Genomic DNA, 14747 nt, shown 5'->3' on the forward strand with positions numbered 1-14747 from the left:
CGGTGACCACCGGTTTTCCCGCGGTGCCCCCGCAGCCTCATGACTCCTTGCCGATGATCGTCCGGGCGTTCTCGACGGCCCGCTCGTCCGCCGCGCGCATGTCGTCCAGATCCTTCCTGCGCCTGCTGATGACCGTCTTCTGAGTGCGGGCCTCGAGGTCGTGGGCGGTGGTGATGTAGTCGGTGTCGAGCTTGCACCGGGCGTCCGCGGCCGCCGTCCTCTTCTCGCGCTCCGACGGCTCCCCGGTCCGGAACCAGGCGGTGTCGAGCGATGCCTTGTCCGGGTCGGCGTAGCGGAAGCCCTTCTCCTTCATGCAGGCCGACCACGCGCGGTCGGCCCTTCTCCAGGCCGGGTCCTTCCGCGCCTCCTTGCGGGACTCGAACCAGAGGTCGAGGGCGAGCGAGTAGTAGCCGCTGAGCCTCACTCCGTCGACCTTCGTCGCCTTGGGCGGAGGGCCGTAGATCTTCCGCGCCGCCCGTCCCATGCAACCGCCGTCGGGGATGGGGTGCCCGTGGGCATGGTGGCTGTCGCCGGAGTCGAACGTGCCGGTGAGAGCGACGTACTGGTCGGCGGGCCACTCCTGGGGCTGGGAGGACTGTTCCGCATTCCGGTTGTGGTAGCCGTGCTCGGCCGCCCGGTCGGGATCGTCGACGCCGTAAGGGCTGTCGTCACCGGTCGTGCTGCGGCTCGTGAGGGTTCCCTGCCGGACCGGGTACGTCGACTCGACGGCCTTGGTGTCGAGCGTCGCGAACCCGGTGAAGCCGAGCCCGAGCATGCACCGCTTCGCGAGGATCCACTGTGCCTTGCCGATGGCCTTTCCTCCGTCCGACGACGGGTCCGGTAGGTAGGCGTGCAGCGGCAACGCCTCCATGGTGTTGAGGCGGCGGGCCCCGTCGGCGGCGTCGTCGTGGCCTGCGAACTGGCATGCCGACAGGGCCAACAGGCCGGTGAGAGCGAGAGGGAGCACTTTGCGCACCCGGCCATCCGATCAGGCCTGGATCATGTGCGCCGTGACGGAGCCCACAGTTCCGGCACACAGAGTCCACAGGTCGCGCACCTCGCCCCTGGTTCCTGTGATCTCCACCATGGCCCCCCGGGCCGGGACCTGGTGAAGTGATCCACCGTCAACTGACCACTGGCAGAAGGGGGAACCATGAGCATCAGCCGAGGAGGCGTCCGCAGCAGAGGCGTCGTCGCGGTGGCGGCCGGTGCCGTACTGGGCGCGGGGGTCCTCGCGGCCGCTCCGGCCCAGGCGGCTCCGGCGGCGCCACAGGTGTCGGCTCAGGGCGCGTACGCGATGAACGCGGCCACGGCCAAGCAGCTCTTCGGCAAGGCGCCGGACGTACAGCTGCGGACCGGTTCCACGACGAAGATCATGACGGCCCTCGTGGTGCTGTCGCAACGGAACGTGAACCTCGACAAGAAGGTGAGGATCAAGAAGGAGTACACGGACTACGTCATCGATCCGAGCACCGGCAACCAGCGGTACTCCAGCGCCAAGCTGATCCTGGGCGACTCGATGAAGGTCCGGGACCTGCTGTACGGGCTGCTGCTGCCGTCCGGTTGCGATGCGGCGTACGCCCTCGCGGACACGTACGGGTCGGGGTCGACGGCGGCACAGCGGACGAAGTCGTTCATCGGGAAGATGAACAGCAAGGCGCGCGAGCTGGGGCTGACGAACACCCACTTCGACTCGTTCGACGGGGTGTCCAACGGCAAGAACCACGCGTCACCGCGTGATCTGACCAAGCTGGCCGCGACCGCGTTGAAGAACAAGACGTTCAAGAAGGTGGTGGGCACCAAGGAGTACGACGACATGACGTCGTACCGGCCCGGGGGCGGAACGCACGCGATGGACCCCTGGGTGAACACGAACACGCTGCTCGGTTCCTACCGGGGCGCGATCGGCGTGAAGACCGGCTCGGGACCGGAGGCGAAGTTCTGCCTGGTGTTCGCGGCGACCCGGGGTGGCAGGACGGTCGTGGGAACCGTACTCGCGGACACGTCGGTGGACGAGCGGCTCAAGGACGCGAAGAAGATCCTCGACTACGGTTTCACCCAACGCTGACGAGGGGCCGGCGGGGACCGGCCGGGCAGGTGCCCGGCCGGCCCCGGCCAACCCCGTGCAGCGGCCCCCTCGGGCCGGAACGGGCCGCCGCACGCAGGTGGGGTATTACGGCAGCTGCGTCTGGACCTGGCTGGAGATCAGCTCCAGGTGGTCGAGATCGGTCAGGTCGAGGACCTGGAGGTAGATCCGCCGGGAACCGATCTCGGCGTAGCGGCCGATCTTGTCGACGACCTCGGCCGGGGAGCCGGCCAGACCGTTGGCCTTCAGCTCGTCCACCTCACGGCCGATCGCGGCCGCACGCCGGGCCACCTCCTGGTCGTCCTTGCCGACGCACACCACGAGCGCGTTGGAGTACGTCAGGTCGTCCGCTGCGCGGCCCGCTTCCTCGGCTGCCGCACGCACCCGGCCGAACTGCCGCTCGCTGTCCTCGACGGAGGCGAAGGGCATGTTGAACTCGTCGGCGTACCGGGCCGCGAGGCGCGGGGTGCGGGTCGCGCCGTGACCGCCGATGAGCACCGGGACCCGCTCCTGGGCGGGCTTGGGCAGCGCGGGCGAGTCGGTGAGGTCGTAGTAGGTGCCGTGAAAGTCGAAGGTCTCGCCGGCCTTGGTCGCCCACAGTCCGCTGATGATCTCCAGCTGTTCCTCCAGGCGGGCGAACTTCTCCTTCGGGAACGGGATGCCGTACGCCTTGTGCTCCTCCTCGAACCAGCCCGCGCCGAGGCCCAGTTCGACCCGGCCGCCGGACATCCGGTCGACCTGGGCCACCTGGATGGCGAGCACGCCGGGCAGCCGGAAGGTGCCGGCCGTCATCAGGGTGCCGAGGCGGATGCGCTTGGTCTCGCGGGCCAGTCCGGCCAGGGTGATCCAGGCGTCCGTGGGGCCGGGCAGGCCGTCCCCGGCGCCCATCCGCAGATAGTGGTCGGAGCGGAAGAAGGCGTCGAACCCGAGGTCCTCGGTGGCCTTCGCCACGGTGAGCAAGGTGTCGTAGGTGGCCCCCTGCTGGGGCTCGGTGAAGATTCGAAGGTCCATACACCTATCCTGCACGGCCCCGGTCCCGTCGACCTCCCTGGTGGCGCCGGGCACGGTCGTCCACGGTCGGGTGAAAATCGTCCCCCTGCGCGCGGGGGCCGCGCGGGCCAGTGACCGGCCCCGGCGTTGATCGTCGGCCCGTCGGAGCCGGACCGTCCGGCAGCCGCGGGGGCCGAGGGGGGCGTCATGTGGGAGGAGTCCGTACGTCGGCGGGGTGGCTGCGCAGGGCGGCCGAAAGGACTGCTGGAGCGGATGGAGGAGCTGGTGGCGGCATTGAACGCGGATCTGTCGGCCCTGGACGCGGATCTGCAGTCGGCCGGGGGTTCGGGGTGGGTGTCGGCCGATCGGGGCGAGCTCGGCCGACGAACCGCTGCACCGGGGCTGCGCCCCCGGGCCCCACTGGCGGCCTCACACGCCGGACGGACTGTCTTCCGCGCTCTCCGGTAACACCTCCTCCCGCGCCGCCAGCTTGCGCAGCATCTCCAGGACGCGGTCCCGGGACTCGTCCGCCGCGTCGATGGCCTCCATGCACTGCCAGTACGTCGTCTCGTCGGACGCGGCGCTCGCCATGCCGACCAGGGCTATGCCCACCTCGCCGAGCAGCCTGCCGAGGCACAGGAGGGTCTGCCGGGCGTCGTCCAGCTCGGTGAGCTGGGCGGCGCGCAGGTCGCCCGGGTCGAGTTCCGGAGGGTCCAGGACGCCGCAGCCCCGGCCCGCCAGCTCGGTCAGTCCCAGCGCCTCGCCCCGCAGTTCGGGCGGTCCGGACACCGCCAGGCGGCTGCCGATCGCCTGGGCCAGGGCCTGCGCCTGCCACACCTCCGCCATCATCTCGGGTATGTCGGCGCCTCCCGCCAGGGCACGCCTGCTCGTCGCAATGAGCCGCACCGCATCCATGCGCTGCCCCCGTCCGTCGCCGTGCGTCCCCGCACGCCCGCTTGAACTCCCTTGCTCACTACCCAGCGTGAGGGTCCAGGCAACGAAAAGCCAGAGTAAGTCGGAAAATTGTGGACAACAATTCGGATCCGATGGCGGGATTGACTCCGGAGGGTGATAACGGAGCGCAGGAGTCCGGACGTTGCGGCCACCGTCCGGGTCAGGGCGTGTCTTCCGTACCCGGGGCCGGGAAGCGGTGTTCGTTGCGGTCGATCTTGGCGGAGAGGGCGGTCAGCGGGTCGATGCCGAGGACCTCGCAGAGCTGGAGGAGGTAGGCGAGGACGTCGGCGACCTCGTCCGTGACCCGGTGGGCGGACTCGGGGTCGTCCATCACGCGGGCCGACTCCTCCGGTGTCAACCACTGGAAGATCTCGACCAGTTCCGAGGCCTCCACGCTGAGGGCGGCCACGAGGTTCTTGGGGGTGTGGTAGGGCTGCCAGTTGCGCGCCGCGGCGAACTCGGCCAGCCTGCGCTGGAGTCCGGCCAGGTCAGGGTGTTCCGTCACGGGTCAGGTGTACCACTGCGACACCCTCGGTCCCGGCGGCCCACGAGGGGTCGCTCACCGCGCCCACACAGCGGATGTGCCCGCGTTCGCCCATCCGTGCCGCCATCCGCAGCAGTGCCCGGCGCTGGCCCGGGTCGAGGCCACGGTCGAAGCCGTCGGCGAGCACGGTGAGGGTCCGCAGGGCGTCGGGCACCTCGCCCGGGGTGTCCACGTCCAGCACGCCGGGCCCCGTCAGCAGCACCAGCGCCAGTGCGACATAGCGCAGTTCGCCGTCGCCGAGCCGGGCCAGCTCGGTGCGGAAGCCGTCGCCCCGGTCGAGCAGCGCCCGGACGGTGCCGTCGGACTGCGGCTCGGCGACCAGGTCGGCCACCGGGCCGACGCAGCCGGCCCGCAGCGCCTCGACCAGCAGGGAGTGCCGGCGGCCGCACTCGAACCGGGTGCGCCACAGCACGTCGGCGAGGTTGTCGCAGCCCGGCATGAGCCGTCCGGTACCGGTGGGGACAGGGGTGCGCATGCACTCGGGGCGGGGGTCGCAGGGGAAGACGGAGCGCAGGGCGACGACCATCTGCTCGGCGGCGGCGAGGACATGCCGCTGCCCGTCGGTCTTGCCGGCCACCCGCAGCGGCAACAGGGCGGTGCCGAGCCGGTCGTCGGGCAGCGGGGCACGGGTGACCGGGGAGGAGCCCGCCGTGTGCCAGGCGGCCTGTACGGTCCGTCGGCCGGGGTCGCGCAGGGCCGTCTCCAACAGGACCACTCCCCGCGCCGTCAGCCGCTCGCCGACGATCCGCAGCTCCGGCTCGGCCTGTACGGCGACGTCGAGCCGGACCGGTCCCTCGGCACCGTCGGCGGTGCACCCGATCCGGAACCCCCGCCGCCCCTCGGCGTCGGGCCGCGCCCGCTCGGGCACACAGGCGACCGGTTCCGGGAACACCTCGGCGAGTGAGGCTCCTCCTCCGAGCCGCGCCAGCGCCTCGTACGCCCCGAGCGCGGTCGACTTCCCCGCCCCGCTGCCCCCGGCGAACAAGGTGACCGCCCCGAGAGGAAACGCGGCCCGCCGGTGACCGGCGAACGCGGACAGCCGCAACTCGGTGACACGGGCGCGTACGTCGACGGGGCCGGGGGCAACCGGCACTGGCACTGGCACTGGCACTGGCGGATCGGACTCGGGGGAACCTGCGTACGTGCTCCGGGCGAACTGCGCCCGTACAGCGGGCGCGGGGGACGCCGAGAGGTCGGGGGCCGCGGAGGACCCGGCGGAAGCGGAGGGCTCGGCGGACGCGGAGGACACGGCCATATGCGGACGGTAGGCCTCCACGGACCTGGTGAACCGTTTTGTCCACCGGACCTTCCTACGATCGGGGGACCGCCCGGCATGACGACGGGGGAAGGGCAGCCCGGCCGGAAGGGCGTGCGGACCCGAGGATCGGCTGGAGGAGCACGCCGACCGGGAGAGCGCCCGGGCCGCGCGACACCCCGACCGCAAGGACACGCAGACCCGGCGAACCGGCCACAGCAGCACCCCGACCAGGAAAACACCCACACCCGCGCGACACCCCGACCGCAAGGACACGCAGATCCGGCGAACCGGCCACAGCAGCCGGACCGGAAGGACCGCCGGCAGCGGAACCCCGGCCGAGACGCCGCGGCCTCAGCCCCCGGACACCCCCGCGCCCTCCATGAGCCCGCTGACCTCCGTGCCGGGCGGGGTGAGGAGGAACACGTTGCGGTCGACCCGGTGCATCCCGCTGCCCAGACCGAAGACGACGCCCGTGCTGAAGTCGAGGACGCGCTTGGCGACCTCGCCCTCCGCGCCGGACAGGTCGAGCAGCACCGGCGCCCCGGCCATCAGCGTCTCGGCGACTTCCCGGGCGTCCGCGAAGACGTTGACCCGCAGGACGACGAACCGGCGCCGCGTCTCGGTCTCCGCGTCCGGCAGTGAGCGGTGGTTCACCGCGGACGGCCAGGCGTCGCGGCCCCGCAGCGGCACGACCTGTGCGAGCCCTTCCCACTGTTCATCGGTGACGTCGTAACGGCTCACCGGCTCCCCCTGACCTGACTCGCACTCGATGCCTGCACCAGCCAATTCTTACGCCAAGTCACCCGTTCAGCCCAACAACGACACACTGCGCGACCGCCCCGGCAGCCGACTCCTCGCGGCACATGTACGAATACGCCCGCTTCTTACCTCCCTCACACCGGACTCTTCACCTCCCGCCACACCCTGCTCACCGGCTACGGTTAGCGTCCGGTGCCGTGCACTTGGCAGAAACACAGCAGGTGAGGCCTGGTCGGCGGACGCAGTCGGCGGTGTCCGCCGCTCCGGGGAGTCGCGCGGAAGACCCTCGGAGCCCGGCGCAGTGGCACCGTGTCCTGACACTGCTCGCCGACGTGAGCCTGTTCATCGGCACGCGCGCGGTGTGGACCCAGGCGGCCACGCACCGCGTCGCCCTCGCGGGAATCATCTCCGTCTGCTACGCCTCGATCCTGGTCAGCGGCGTGCTCGCCCTGACGGTCCGCCGGGCGCGCTCACTGGCCCGTGTGGACCTCGTCGTCCTGCTCACCGCGATCACCCTCACGCTGTGCACCTGGGCGCTGAACCACGCCGGCGGCGACGAGGCGGTCCTGACCACTCAGGCCACCCGGGAACTGGTCGCCGGGCACCCGGTGTACGGGCAGCCCTGGCCCTGGCTGTTCCACGGCAAGGGCGTCGCCCTGACGCCGACGGCGGACGGCGGTTACGACTTCACCTACGGCTATCCCCCGCTCGTCCCGCTGCTCACCGCACCCCTGCTGTGGCTGGGCCACGGTGGCGCCCCGGCGACCGCGGCGGCGACGCTCGCGCTGATCACCGGCGCGGCGCTGCTGTGGCGGCTGCTGCCGGTGCCGTGGCGCTCGGCGGCGACGATGCTCTGTCTGGGCTTCGGATTTCTGTCGACGTACGCCCGCCAGGGCTATCCGGCGATCCCCGCCATGGTGCTGCTGATCCCGGTGGTGGTGGGCTGGCCGCGCATCGGCAGCGGCGGCCGGCTCGGCACGTCGGGGATCGCGCGGGCCGCATGCCTGGGTGCCGCGTGCGCGGCCCAGCAACTGCCCTGGTTCGTGACCCCGTTCCTGCTGGCCGGCATCTACGCCGTACGCCGTGGCGAACTGGGCGGGCACGCGGCACGGCTGGTGGTGCTGCGGATCCTGGGGATCGCCGCGACGACGTGGCTGCTGATCAACACGTACTTCATCGTGCACGAGCCCGGCCCCTGGCTCGGCGGGATCGCCCTGCCGCTGACGCAGGGCGCGGTGCTGCACGGCCAGGGTCTGGTGGACATCTCCCTGTACTTCACGCACGGCAGCGACCGGCTCGACTGGTACGGCCACGCGAGCGTGCTGCTGGCCGCGGCCCTGCTGGCGTTGTTCGTGCTGTTCGTACGGCGGCTGGGCCCGGCGGCGACCGTGCTGCCCTGGTGCGCCTTCTACCTGGCGACCCGCTCCCAGGACGGCTACTACCTGATGATGACCCCGCTGTGGCTCGCGGCGGCGGTCACCGTGTCCCAGTCGGAGTTCGCGCACGCATGGCAGCCGCGCCCCCGGTGGCTGACGGGCCCGCGCCGCCGCCCCGCGCTGGTGGGCGTGGTGGTGCTGCTGGTCCTGCCCGCACTGGTGAGCGCGACCCTGGCGGTGTCGGGACGGCCGCCGTTGCGGACGGACATCACGGCGGCGCGGTGGACCACGGCGCACTCGCTGTCCGCGCTGACCCTGCGTGTGACCAACACCGGGAGCAGCCCGCTCACCCCCCACTACATGCTCACGACGGGCCAGGGCATGAGCAGGTACTGGTCCCTGGAGCGCGGGCCGGCCACGATCCCCGCGCACACCACGGCGACCGTCGAACTCCGGGCGCCCTCCGGCCGGTTCCCGCTGCCCGTCAAAAAGAGCGCCCACATCCGGCTGCGCGCCTTCACGGCGAGCCCGCAGACGCTCTCCACCCGGGACGTGAGTCCGGCCGAGCTGGGCCGGAAGGGCTGATGTCAGGCGGCCGCGCGCGTGAACCGCAGCGCGGCGGTCACCGTGGTCAGGCCGCGCATCATGCCCAGCTGGTTCCAGGTCACGCCGAAATCCTCGCGGTCCACGGGGAACTCGGCCTCCAGGGTGAGCGCCTCGGCCGTCGCCGAGGTCAGGCGCGCGGTGAGGGACAGCGGCCTGCTGATGCCCCGCACGGTCAGCCGGCCGGTGATCCGGACGTCGTCGCCGTCGAGGCGGTCGGCGCCGCGGACGGCGAAGGTGATCTCCGGGTGGTTGTCGGTGTCCAGGAGGTCGGCCGAGCGCAGGTGTGTGTCCCGCTTGGCGTTCTTGGTGTCCAGGGAGGCCACGTCCAGCGTCACGGTGCCGGTGGCCGAGCCGTCGGACCCGACCTCGCCCCGGCCGGTGACGGCGGTGAACGTGCCCTTGACGGTGACCAGGCCCCAGAAGGTCTTGTGCCGCAGGCCCACGGCGGACGCGGTCGGGTCGAGCTGCCAGAGGCCTGTTTCCACGGCGACGGTCATGGCCGTCCTCCTGTCCCTTGTTCAAATTTGGATGACCTCACGCTAGCCCAATATCCAAATTTGAACAACGGGTAGACTCGAAGCCATGGCCGCCCGCGACGAACCCCCCGCCGACCAGCCCCCTTGCCTCTCGGCAGCGGGCGGCGGACTGCTCCCGGGCGAGCTGCGGGCCTGGATGCTCCTGCTGGCCGCGACGGGCGGGGTGGAGCAGCGGCTGCGCTCGGCCGTGAAGGAGTCCCTCGACGTCTCGCACGACGAGTTCCTCATCCTGTGCCTGCTCGCCGAGCAGCCGCGGGGCGGCCTGCGCATGACCCGGATCGCCGAGCTCCTCGGCCGCCCGAAGACCCGGCTCACCTACCAGATCGCCTGCCTGCAGCGGGCCGGCCTGGTCACCCGCGAGTCCGTCTGCGGCGACAGACGGGGTGTCGAGGTCGCGCTCACCGACAAGGCCCGGCGACGGCTGCGCGAGGCCTCCGGCGCCTTGGCGGAGACGGTCAGGGAGGCCCTCGCCCGCTTCATCGGCCCCGAGCAGCGCGAGGCGCTGTTCGCACTGGTGCCCGGCCTCGTCGACCAACCGTAGGAAAACGGGCCCTTGGGCGCTGGGGAGGCCCAGGTCACAGCCACAAGGAGGGAAACGTCACAAGCCTCGCGCTGCACTCGATTGAGCGCACTGCCCTAGCATCCGAGCCATGACGGTCCTGCCTGACGACGGGCTCTCACTGGCCGCCGAGTTCCCTGACGCGACACACGAGCAGTGGCAACGCCTGGTCGAGGGTGTGCTGCGCAAGTCGGGCAAGGAAGTCTCGGGCGCGGCAGCTGAGGACGCCCTGTCCACGACACTCGAGGACGGGCTGCGCACCCGGCCCCTGTACACCGCGCGCGACAGCGCGCCCGACCCCGGCCTGCCCGGCTTCGCCCCGTATCTGCGCGGCGGCCGCCCCGAAGGCAACACCGCGGGCGGCTGGGACGTACGGCAGCGGCACGCGGCGCTCGCCGACGGTGCGGTCCTGGCGGACCTGGAGAACGGCGTCACCTCGCTCTGGCTGCTCGTGGGCCGGGGCGGTATCCCGGTGTCCGACCTCCCGCGCGCCCTCGACGGCGTCTACCTCGACCTGGCCCCGGTGGTCCTGGACGCCGGCCTCGACGTCGAGGCCGCCGCGGCCGAGCTGCTGCGGCTGTACGAGGAAAAGGGCGTCGACCCGAAGGCCGTGCGCGGCAATCTGGGCGCCGACCCGCTCGGACACGAGGCCCGCACCGGCACCCCGCAGGACTTCGGGCCCGTCGCCGCCCTCGCCGCGCGCTGCGCCGAGCAGTACCCGGGCCTGCGCACGCTGACCGTGGACGCGTTGCCATACCACGAGGCGGGCGGCTCGGCCGCGCAGGAGCTGGGCGCCTCCCTCGCCACCGGCGTGGCCTACCTGCGGGAGCTGACCGAGGCCGGCCTCACGGTCGCGGCGGCGTGCGCGCGGCTGGAGTTCCGGTACGCCGCCACCGCCGACCAGTTCCTGACCATCGCCAAGCTGCGCGCGGCGCGCCGGCTGTGGGCCCGGGTCGCCGAGGTGTCCGGTGCGCCGGGCGCGGGTGCCCAGGTGCAGCACGTGGTGACCTCGCCGGTGATGATGACGCGCCGCGACCCGTGGGTGAACATGCTCCGTACGACGGTCGCGACCCTCGCGGCCGGGGTGGGCGGCGCCGACTCCGTCACCGTGCTGCCGTTCGACCACGCCCTGGGCCTGCCGGACGCGTTCGCCCGCCGCATCGCCCGCAACACCTCCACGATCCTGGTGGAGGAGTCCCACCTGGGCCGCGTCATCGACCCGGCGGGGGGCTCCTGGTACGTCGAGCGGCTGACCGACGAACTCGCCGAGGCCGCTTGGGCGTACTTCCGGTCCATCGAGCGGGACGGCGGTCAGGCGGCCGTGCTGCGCTCCGGCCGGATCCGCACGGACCTGGCGACCACGTGGGCGGAGCGCTCCAAGAAGCTCGCCAAGCGGCGCGAACCCATCACCGGCGTCAGCGAGTTCCCGCTCCTGTCCGAGAAGCCGGTGGAGCGCGAGCCGGCGCCCGAGCCGCCGTCCGGCGGACTGCCCCGGGTGCGCCGCGACGAGGCGTACGAGGCCCTGCGCGCCCGCTCCGACGCCCACCTGGCGGCGACCGGCTCCCGTCCCAGGATCTTCCTGGCCACCCTCGGCTCGGCAGCCGAGTACACCGCGCGCTCGACCTTCGCCGCCAACCTCTTCCAGGCGGGCGGCATCGAACCGGTCAGCGAGGGCCGCTTCGAGGACAGCGGCGCCACCGAGGCCGTGCTGTGCTCCAGCGACGCCCTGTACGCCGAACAGGCCGCGCAGGCCGCCGAGTCGCTGCGCGCGGCCGGCGCCCGGCACGTGTTCCTCGCGGGCCGCCCGGCCGACCACTCCGGCATCGACGCCTACCTCTTCGCGGGCTGCGACGCCGTCGCCGTACTCTCCGCGACCCTCGACCGCATGGGAGTGTCCTGATGGGAATCCCCGACTTCTCCGGCATCGAGCTGGGGACGCCGGTCGCCGGCGGCAGTGCCGAGGAGTGGCGTACGGCCGTCAAGCACGCGACCGGCAGTGCAGAGCCGCTGTGGGAGACCCCGGAGGGCATCGGGGTCAAGCCGCTGTACACCGGCCGAGACCTGGAAGGCCTGGACTTCCTGGACACCTACCCGGGCATGGCGCCGTACCTGCGCGGCCCGTACCCGACGATGTACGTCAACCAGCCTTGGACGATCCGCCAGTACGCGGGCTTCTCCACCGCCGAGGAGTCCAACGCGTTCTACCGGCGCAACCTGGCGGCCGGCCAGAAGGGCCTGTCGGTCGCCTTCGACCTGCCCACGCACCGGGGTTACGACAGCGACCACCCGCGCGTGACCGGCGACGTCGGCATGGCGGGCGTGGCCATCGACTCCATCTACGACATGCGGCAGCTGTTCGACGGCATCCCGCTGGACAAGATGACCGTGTCGATGACGATGAACGGCGCGGTGCTGCCGATCCTGGCGCTGTACATCGTGGCGGCGGAGGAACAGGGCGTACCGCCCGAGAAGTTGGCCGGGACCATCCAGAACGACATCCTCAAGGAGTTCATGGTCCGCAACACCTACATCTATCCGCCGAAGCCGTCGATGCGGATCATCTCCGACATCTTCGCGTACACCTCGCAGCGGATGCCCCGCTACAACTCCATCTCCATCTCCGGCTACCACATCCAGGAGGCCGGTGCCACGGCCGACCTGGAGCTGGCGTACACCCTCGCCGACGGTGTGGAGTACATCCGCGCGGGACGGGAGGCGGGCCTGGACGTGGACGCGTTCGCGCCCCGGCTGTCGTTCTTCTGGGCGATCGGCATGAACTTCTTCATGGAGATCGCGAAGCTGCGGGCGGCGCGGCTGCTGTGGGCCAAGCTGGTCTCCCAGTTCGAGCCGAAGAACGCCAAGTCCCTGTCCCTGCGCACCCATTCGCAGACCTCGGGCTGGTCGCTGACCGCGCAGGACGTCTTCAACAACGTCACGCGGACGTGCGTGGAGGCGATGGCCGCGACCCAGGGCCACACCCAGTCGCTGCACACCAACGCCCTCGACGAGGCCCTGGCCCTGCCCACCGACTTCTCGGCCCGCATCGCCCGCAACACCCAGCTGCTCATCCAGCAGGAGTCCGGCACCACCCGGGTCATCGACCCCTGGGGCGGCAGCGCGTACGTGGAGCGGCTGACGTACGACCTCGCCCGCAAGGCCTGGGCGCACATCCAGGAGGTCGAGCAGGCGGGCGGCATGGCGCAGGCCATCGACGCGGGCATCCCCAAGCTGCGCGTGGAGGAGGCCGCCGCGCGCACCCAGGCCCGCATCGACTCCGGACGCCAGCCGGTGATCGGCGTCAACAAGTACCGTGTGGACAGCGACGAGCAGATCGAGGTCCTGAAGGTCGACAACTCCTCCGTGCGCGCCCAGCAGATCGAGAAGCTGCGCCGGCTGCGCGAGGAGCGGGACGAGACCGCCTGCCAGGACGCGCTGGACGCGCTGACCCGGGCGGCCGACGGCGACGGCAACCTGCTGGAGCTGGCCGTGCACGCGGCCCGCGCCAAGGCCACCGTGGGTGAGATCTCCGACGCCCTGGAGAAGGTGTACGGCCGGCACGCGAGCCAGATCCGTACGATCTCCGGCGTGTACCGCAACGAAACAGGGGAGTCCCCGTCCGTGGACCGCACCCGCGCCCTGGTGGACGCCTTCGAGGAGGCCGAGGGGCGCCGCCCGCGCATCCTGGTCGCCAAGATGGGCCAGGACGGCCACGACCGCGGCCAGAAGGTGATCGCCACCGGCTTCGCCGACCTCGGCTTCGACGTCGACGTCGGCCCGCTGTTCCAGACGCCGGAGGAGGTCGCCCGCCAGGCGGTCGAGGCGGACGTGCACGTGGTCGGAGTGTCCTCGCTGGCCGCCGGTCACCTCACCCTCGTACCGGCGCTGCGCGAGAAGCTCGCCGAGGAGGGCCGGGAGGACATCACGATCGTGGTCGGCGGGGTCATCCCGCCGCAGGACGTGCCGGTGCTGCTGGAGATGGGCGCGGCGGCCGTGTTCCTGCCCGGCACGGTGATCCCGGACGCGGCGTACGACCTGGTGAAGCGGCTGTCGGCCGACCTCGGCCACGACCTGTAGATCCCCATGGCAGCGATCGATCTTGACACGTATGTGAAGGGTGTGCTCGACGGCAGGCGGGCCCTGGTGGCCCGCGCCATCACGCTCGTCGAGTCCACCCGCCCCCAGCACCGGGTGCTGGCGCAGCAGTTGCTCACGGAGCTGCTTCCGCACAGCGGCCGGGCGCGGCGGATCGGGGTGAGCGGGGTGCCGGGCGTGGGCAAGTCGACGTTCATCGACGCGTTCGGCACGATGCTGACCTCGCTGGGCCACCGGGTCGCCGTCCTCGCGGTCGACCCCTCCTCGACCCGCACCGGCGGCTCGATCCTCGGCGACAAGACGAGGATGGAGCGGCTCGCGGTGGACCCGGCGGCCTTCGTCCGGCCCTCCCCCAGCGCGGGCACGCTGGGCGGGGTCGCGAAGGCCACCCGGGAGTCGATGGTGGTCATGGAGGCGGCGGGCTACGACGTGATCCTGGTCGAGACCGTCGGCGTGGGCCAGTCGGAGACGGCTGTCGCGAACATGGTCGACTCCTTCCTCCTGCTGACCCTGGCCCGCACCGGCGACCAGTTGCAGGGCATCAAGAAGGGCGTCCTGGAGCTGGCCGACGTGATCGCCGTCAACAAGGCGGACGGCCCGCACGAGCGCGACGCGAAGGCCGCCGCCCGTGAACTGTCGGGCGCGCTGCGCCTGATGCACGGCAGGGACGCGTTCTGGACTCCGCCGGTGCTGAGCTGCAGCGCCCGGGAGTCGATGGGCCTGGACGTGGTGTGGGACCGGCTGGAACAGCACCGCACCCTGCTCGACTCCACCGGCCGGCTCACCGCCAAGCGACGGGACCAGCAGGTCGACTGGACCTGGTCGATGGTCCGCGACGAACTCCTGGAGCGCCTGCACACGAACCCCGCGGTGCGCGAGACCGCCCCTGCCCTCGAACAGCGGGTGAAGGACGGCTCGTTGACGGCGACACTGGCGGCGGAACAGATCCTGCGGGCGTTCGAGGGCACCGGCCGGCCGGATTGATCA

General features: G+C 71.7%; 13 protein-coding genes. 6 read left to right on the forward strand and 7 right to left on the reverse strand.

The annotated features are described in order from the left end of the window. Positions 1-37: 37 nt before the first annotated feature. Complete coding sequence (locus ACFZDC_RS07845; RefSeq protein ID WP_391321243.1) at positions 38-967, reverse strand: hypothetical protein; 930 nt, start codon at positions 965-967, stop codon at positions 38-40. A 186-nt stretch (positions 968-1153) separates the two neighbouring features. On the opposite strand from ACFZDC_RS07845, the gene ACFZDC_RS07850 reads away from it, so the two are divergent. Further along, on the forward strand, positions 1154-2068 hold the full coding sequence (locus ACFZDC_RS07850; protein ID WP_391321244.1) for a serine hydrolase: 915 nt from the start codon (positions 1154-1156) through the stop codon (positions 2066-2068). Between the two features lie 105 nt (positions 2069-2173). On the opposite strand, the gene ACFZDC_RS07855 is transcribed toward ACFZDC_RS07850, so the two are convergent. The 5 genes from ACFZDC_RS07855 to ACFZDC_RS07875 form a co-directional block, all read right to left on the reverse strand. Beyond that, complete coding sequence (locus ACFZDC_RS07855; RefSeq protein ID WP_391321246.1) at positions 2174-3097, reverse strand: TIGR03560 family F420-dependent LLM class oxidoreductase; 924 nt, start codon at positions 3095-3097, stop codon at positions 2174-2176. Positions 3098-3505: 408 nt separating this feature from the next. Further along, on the reverse strand, positions 3506-3991 hold the full coding sequence (locus ACFZDC_RS07860) for a DUF6099 family protein (RefSeq protein ID WP_391321248.1): 486 nt from the start codon (positions 3989-3991) through the stop codon (positions 3506-3508). A gap of 199 nt (positions 3992-4190) precedes the next feature. After that, a complete protein-coding gene (locus ACFZDC_RS07865; RefSeq protein ID WP_391321250.1) occupies positions 4191-4535 on the reverse strand; it encodes a MazG-like family protein in 345 nt (114 codons plus the stop codon). After that, a complete protein-coding gene (locus tag ACFZDC_RS07870) occupies positions 4519-5829 on the reverse strand; it encodes an ATP-binding protein (RefSeq protein WP_391321252.1) in 1311 nt (436 codons plus the stop codon). The genes ACFZDC_RS07865 and ACFZDC_RS07870 overlap by 17 nt, the downstream gene beginning before the upstream one ends. Before the next feature lie 354 nt (positions 5830-6183). Further along, on the reverse strand, positions 6184-6573 hold the full coding sequence (locus ACFZDC_RS07875) for a cell division protein SepF (RefSeq protein ID WP_391321254.1): 390 nt from the start codon (positions 6571-6573) through the stop codon (positions 6184-6186). Between the two features lie 269 nt (positions 6574-6842). Between ACFZDC_RS07875 and ACFZDC_RS07880 the strand changes: the two genes are divergently transcribed. After that, positions 6843-8552 (forward strand): hypothetical protein, encoded by a 1710-nt coding sequence (locus tag ACFZDC_RS07880; RefSeq protein ID WP_391321256.1) that lies wholly within the window; start codon positions 6843-6845, stop codon positions 8550-8552. A gap of 2 nt (positions 8553-8554) precedes the next feature. Here ACFZDC_RS07880 and ACFZDC_RS07885 read toward each other — a convergent pair whose 3' ends face one another. Next, positions 8555-9070: a YceI family protein gene (locus tag ACFZDC_RS07885; protein WP_391321258.1), complete on the reverse strand. Its 516-nt coding sequence runs from the start codon at positions 9068-9070 to the stop codon at positions 8555-8557. A gap of 85 nt (positions 9071-9155) precedes the next feature. On the opposite strand from ACFZDC_RS07885, the gene ACFZDC_RS07890 reads away from it, so the two are divergent. The 4 genes from ACFZDC_RS07890 to meaB all read left to right on the forward strand — a co-directional run bounded on the left by ACFZDC_RS07890 (position 9156) and on the right by meaB (position 14744). Further along, positions 9156-9650 (forward strand): MarR family transcriptional regulator, encoded by a 495-nt coding sequence (locus tag ACFZDC_RS07890; protein WP_391321260.1) that lies wholly within the window; start codon positions 9156-9158, stop codon positions 9648-9650. 109 nt (positions 9651-9759) lie between these two features. Next, positions 9760-11568: a methylmalonyl-CoA mutase family protein gene (locus tag ACFZDC_RS07895; RefSeq protein ID WP_391321262.1), complete on the forward strand. Its 1809-nt coding sequence runs from the start codon at positions 9760-9762 to the stop codon at positions 11566-11568. Continuing rightward, positions 11568-13742: a methylmalonyl-CoA mutase gene (gene scpA / locus ACFZDC_RS07900; RefSeq protein ID WP_391321264.1), complete on the forward strand. Its 2175-nt coding sequence runs from the start codon at positions 11568-11570 to the stop codon at positions 13740-13742. Before ACFZDC_RS07895 ends, scpA begins: the two co-directional genes overlap by 1 nt. A gap of 6 nt (positions 13743-13748) precedes the next feature. Next, positions 13749-14744, forward strand: coding sequence for a methylmalonyl Co-A mutase-associated GTPase MeaB (gene meaB, locus ACFZDC_RS07905; protein ID WP_391321266.1), 996 nt, complete (start codon positions 13749-13751; stop codon positions 14742-14744). Positions 14745-14747: the final 3 nt, after the last annotated feature.

Origin of the sequence: Streptomyces sp. NPDC007905 (genome assembly GCF_042959345.1) — a bacterium.
Taxonomy (GTDB): Bacteria; Actinomycetota; Actinomycetes; order Streptomycetales; family Streptomycetaceae; genus Streptomyces.

Excerpts from the sequence above, each read along its gene's own strand:
- ACFZDC_RS07850 (WP_391321244.1), top strand. The coding sequence starts at position 1,154 with ATGAGCATCAGCCGAGGAGGCGTCCGCAGCAGAGGCGTCGTCGCGGTG.
- ACFZDC_RS07855 (WP_391321246.1), bottom strand. The coding sequence starts at position 3,097 with ATGGACCTTCGAATCTTCACCGAGCCCCAGCAGGGGGCCACCTACGAC.
- ACFZDC_RS07860 (WP_391321248.1), bottom strand. The coding sequence starts at position 3,991 with ATGGATGCGGTGCGGCTCATTGCGACGAGCAGGCGTGCCCTGGCGGGA.
- ACFZDC_RS07870 (WP_391321252.1), bottom strand. The coding sequence starts at position 5,829 with ATGGCCGTGTCCTCCGCGTCCGCCGAGCCCTCCGCTTCCGCCGGGTCC.
- ACFZDC_RS07885 (WP_391321258.1), bottom strand. The coding sequence starts at position 9,070 with ATGACCGTCGCCGTGGAAACAGGCCTCTGGCAGCTCGACCCGACCGCG.
- ACFZDC_RS07890 (WP_391321260.1), top strand. The coding sequence starts at position 9,156 with ATGGCCGCCCGCGACGAACCCCCCGCCGACCAGCCCCCTTGCCTCTCG.
- ACFZDC_RS07895 (WP_391321262.1), top strand. The coding sequence starts at position 9,760 with ATGACGGTCCTGCCTGACGACGGGCTCTCACTGGCCGCCGAGTTCCCT.
- scpA (WP_391321264.1), top strand. The coding sequence starts at position 11,568 with ATGGGAATCCCCGACTTCTCCGGCATCGAGCTGGGGACGCCGGTCGCC.
- meaB (WP_391321266.1), top strand. The coding sequence starts at position 13,749 with ATGGCAGCGATCGATCTTGACACGTATGTGAAGGGTGTGCTCGACGGC.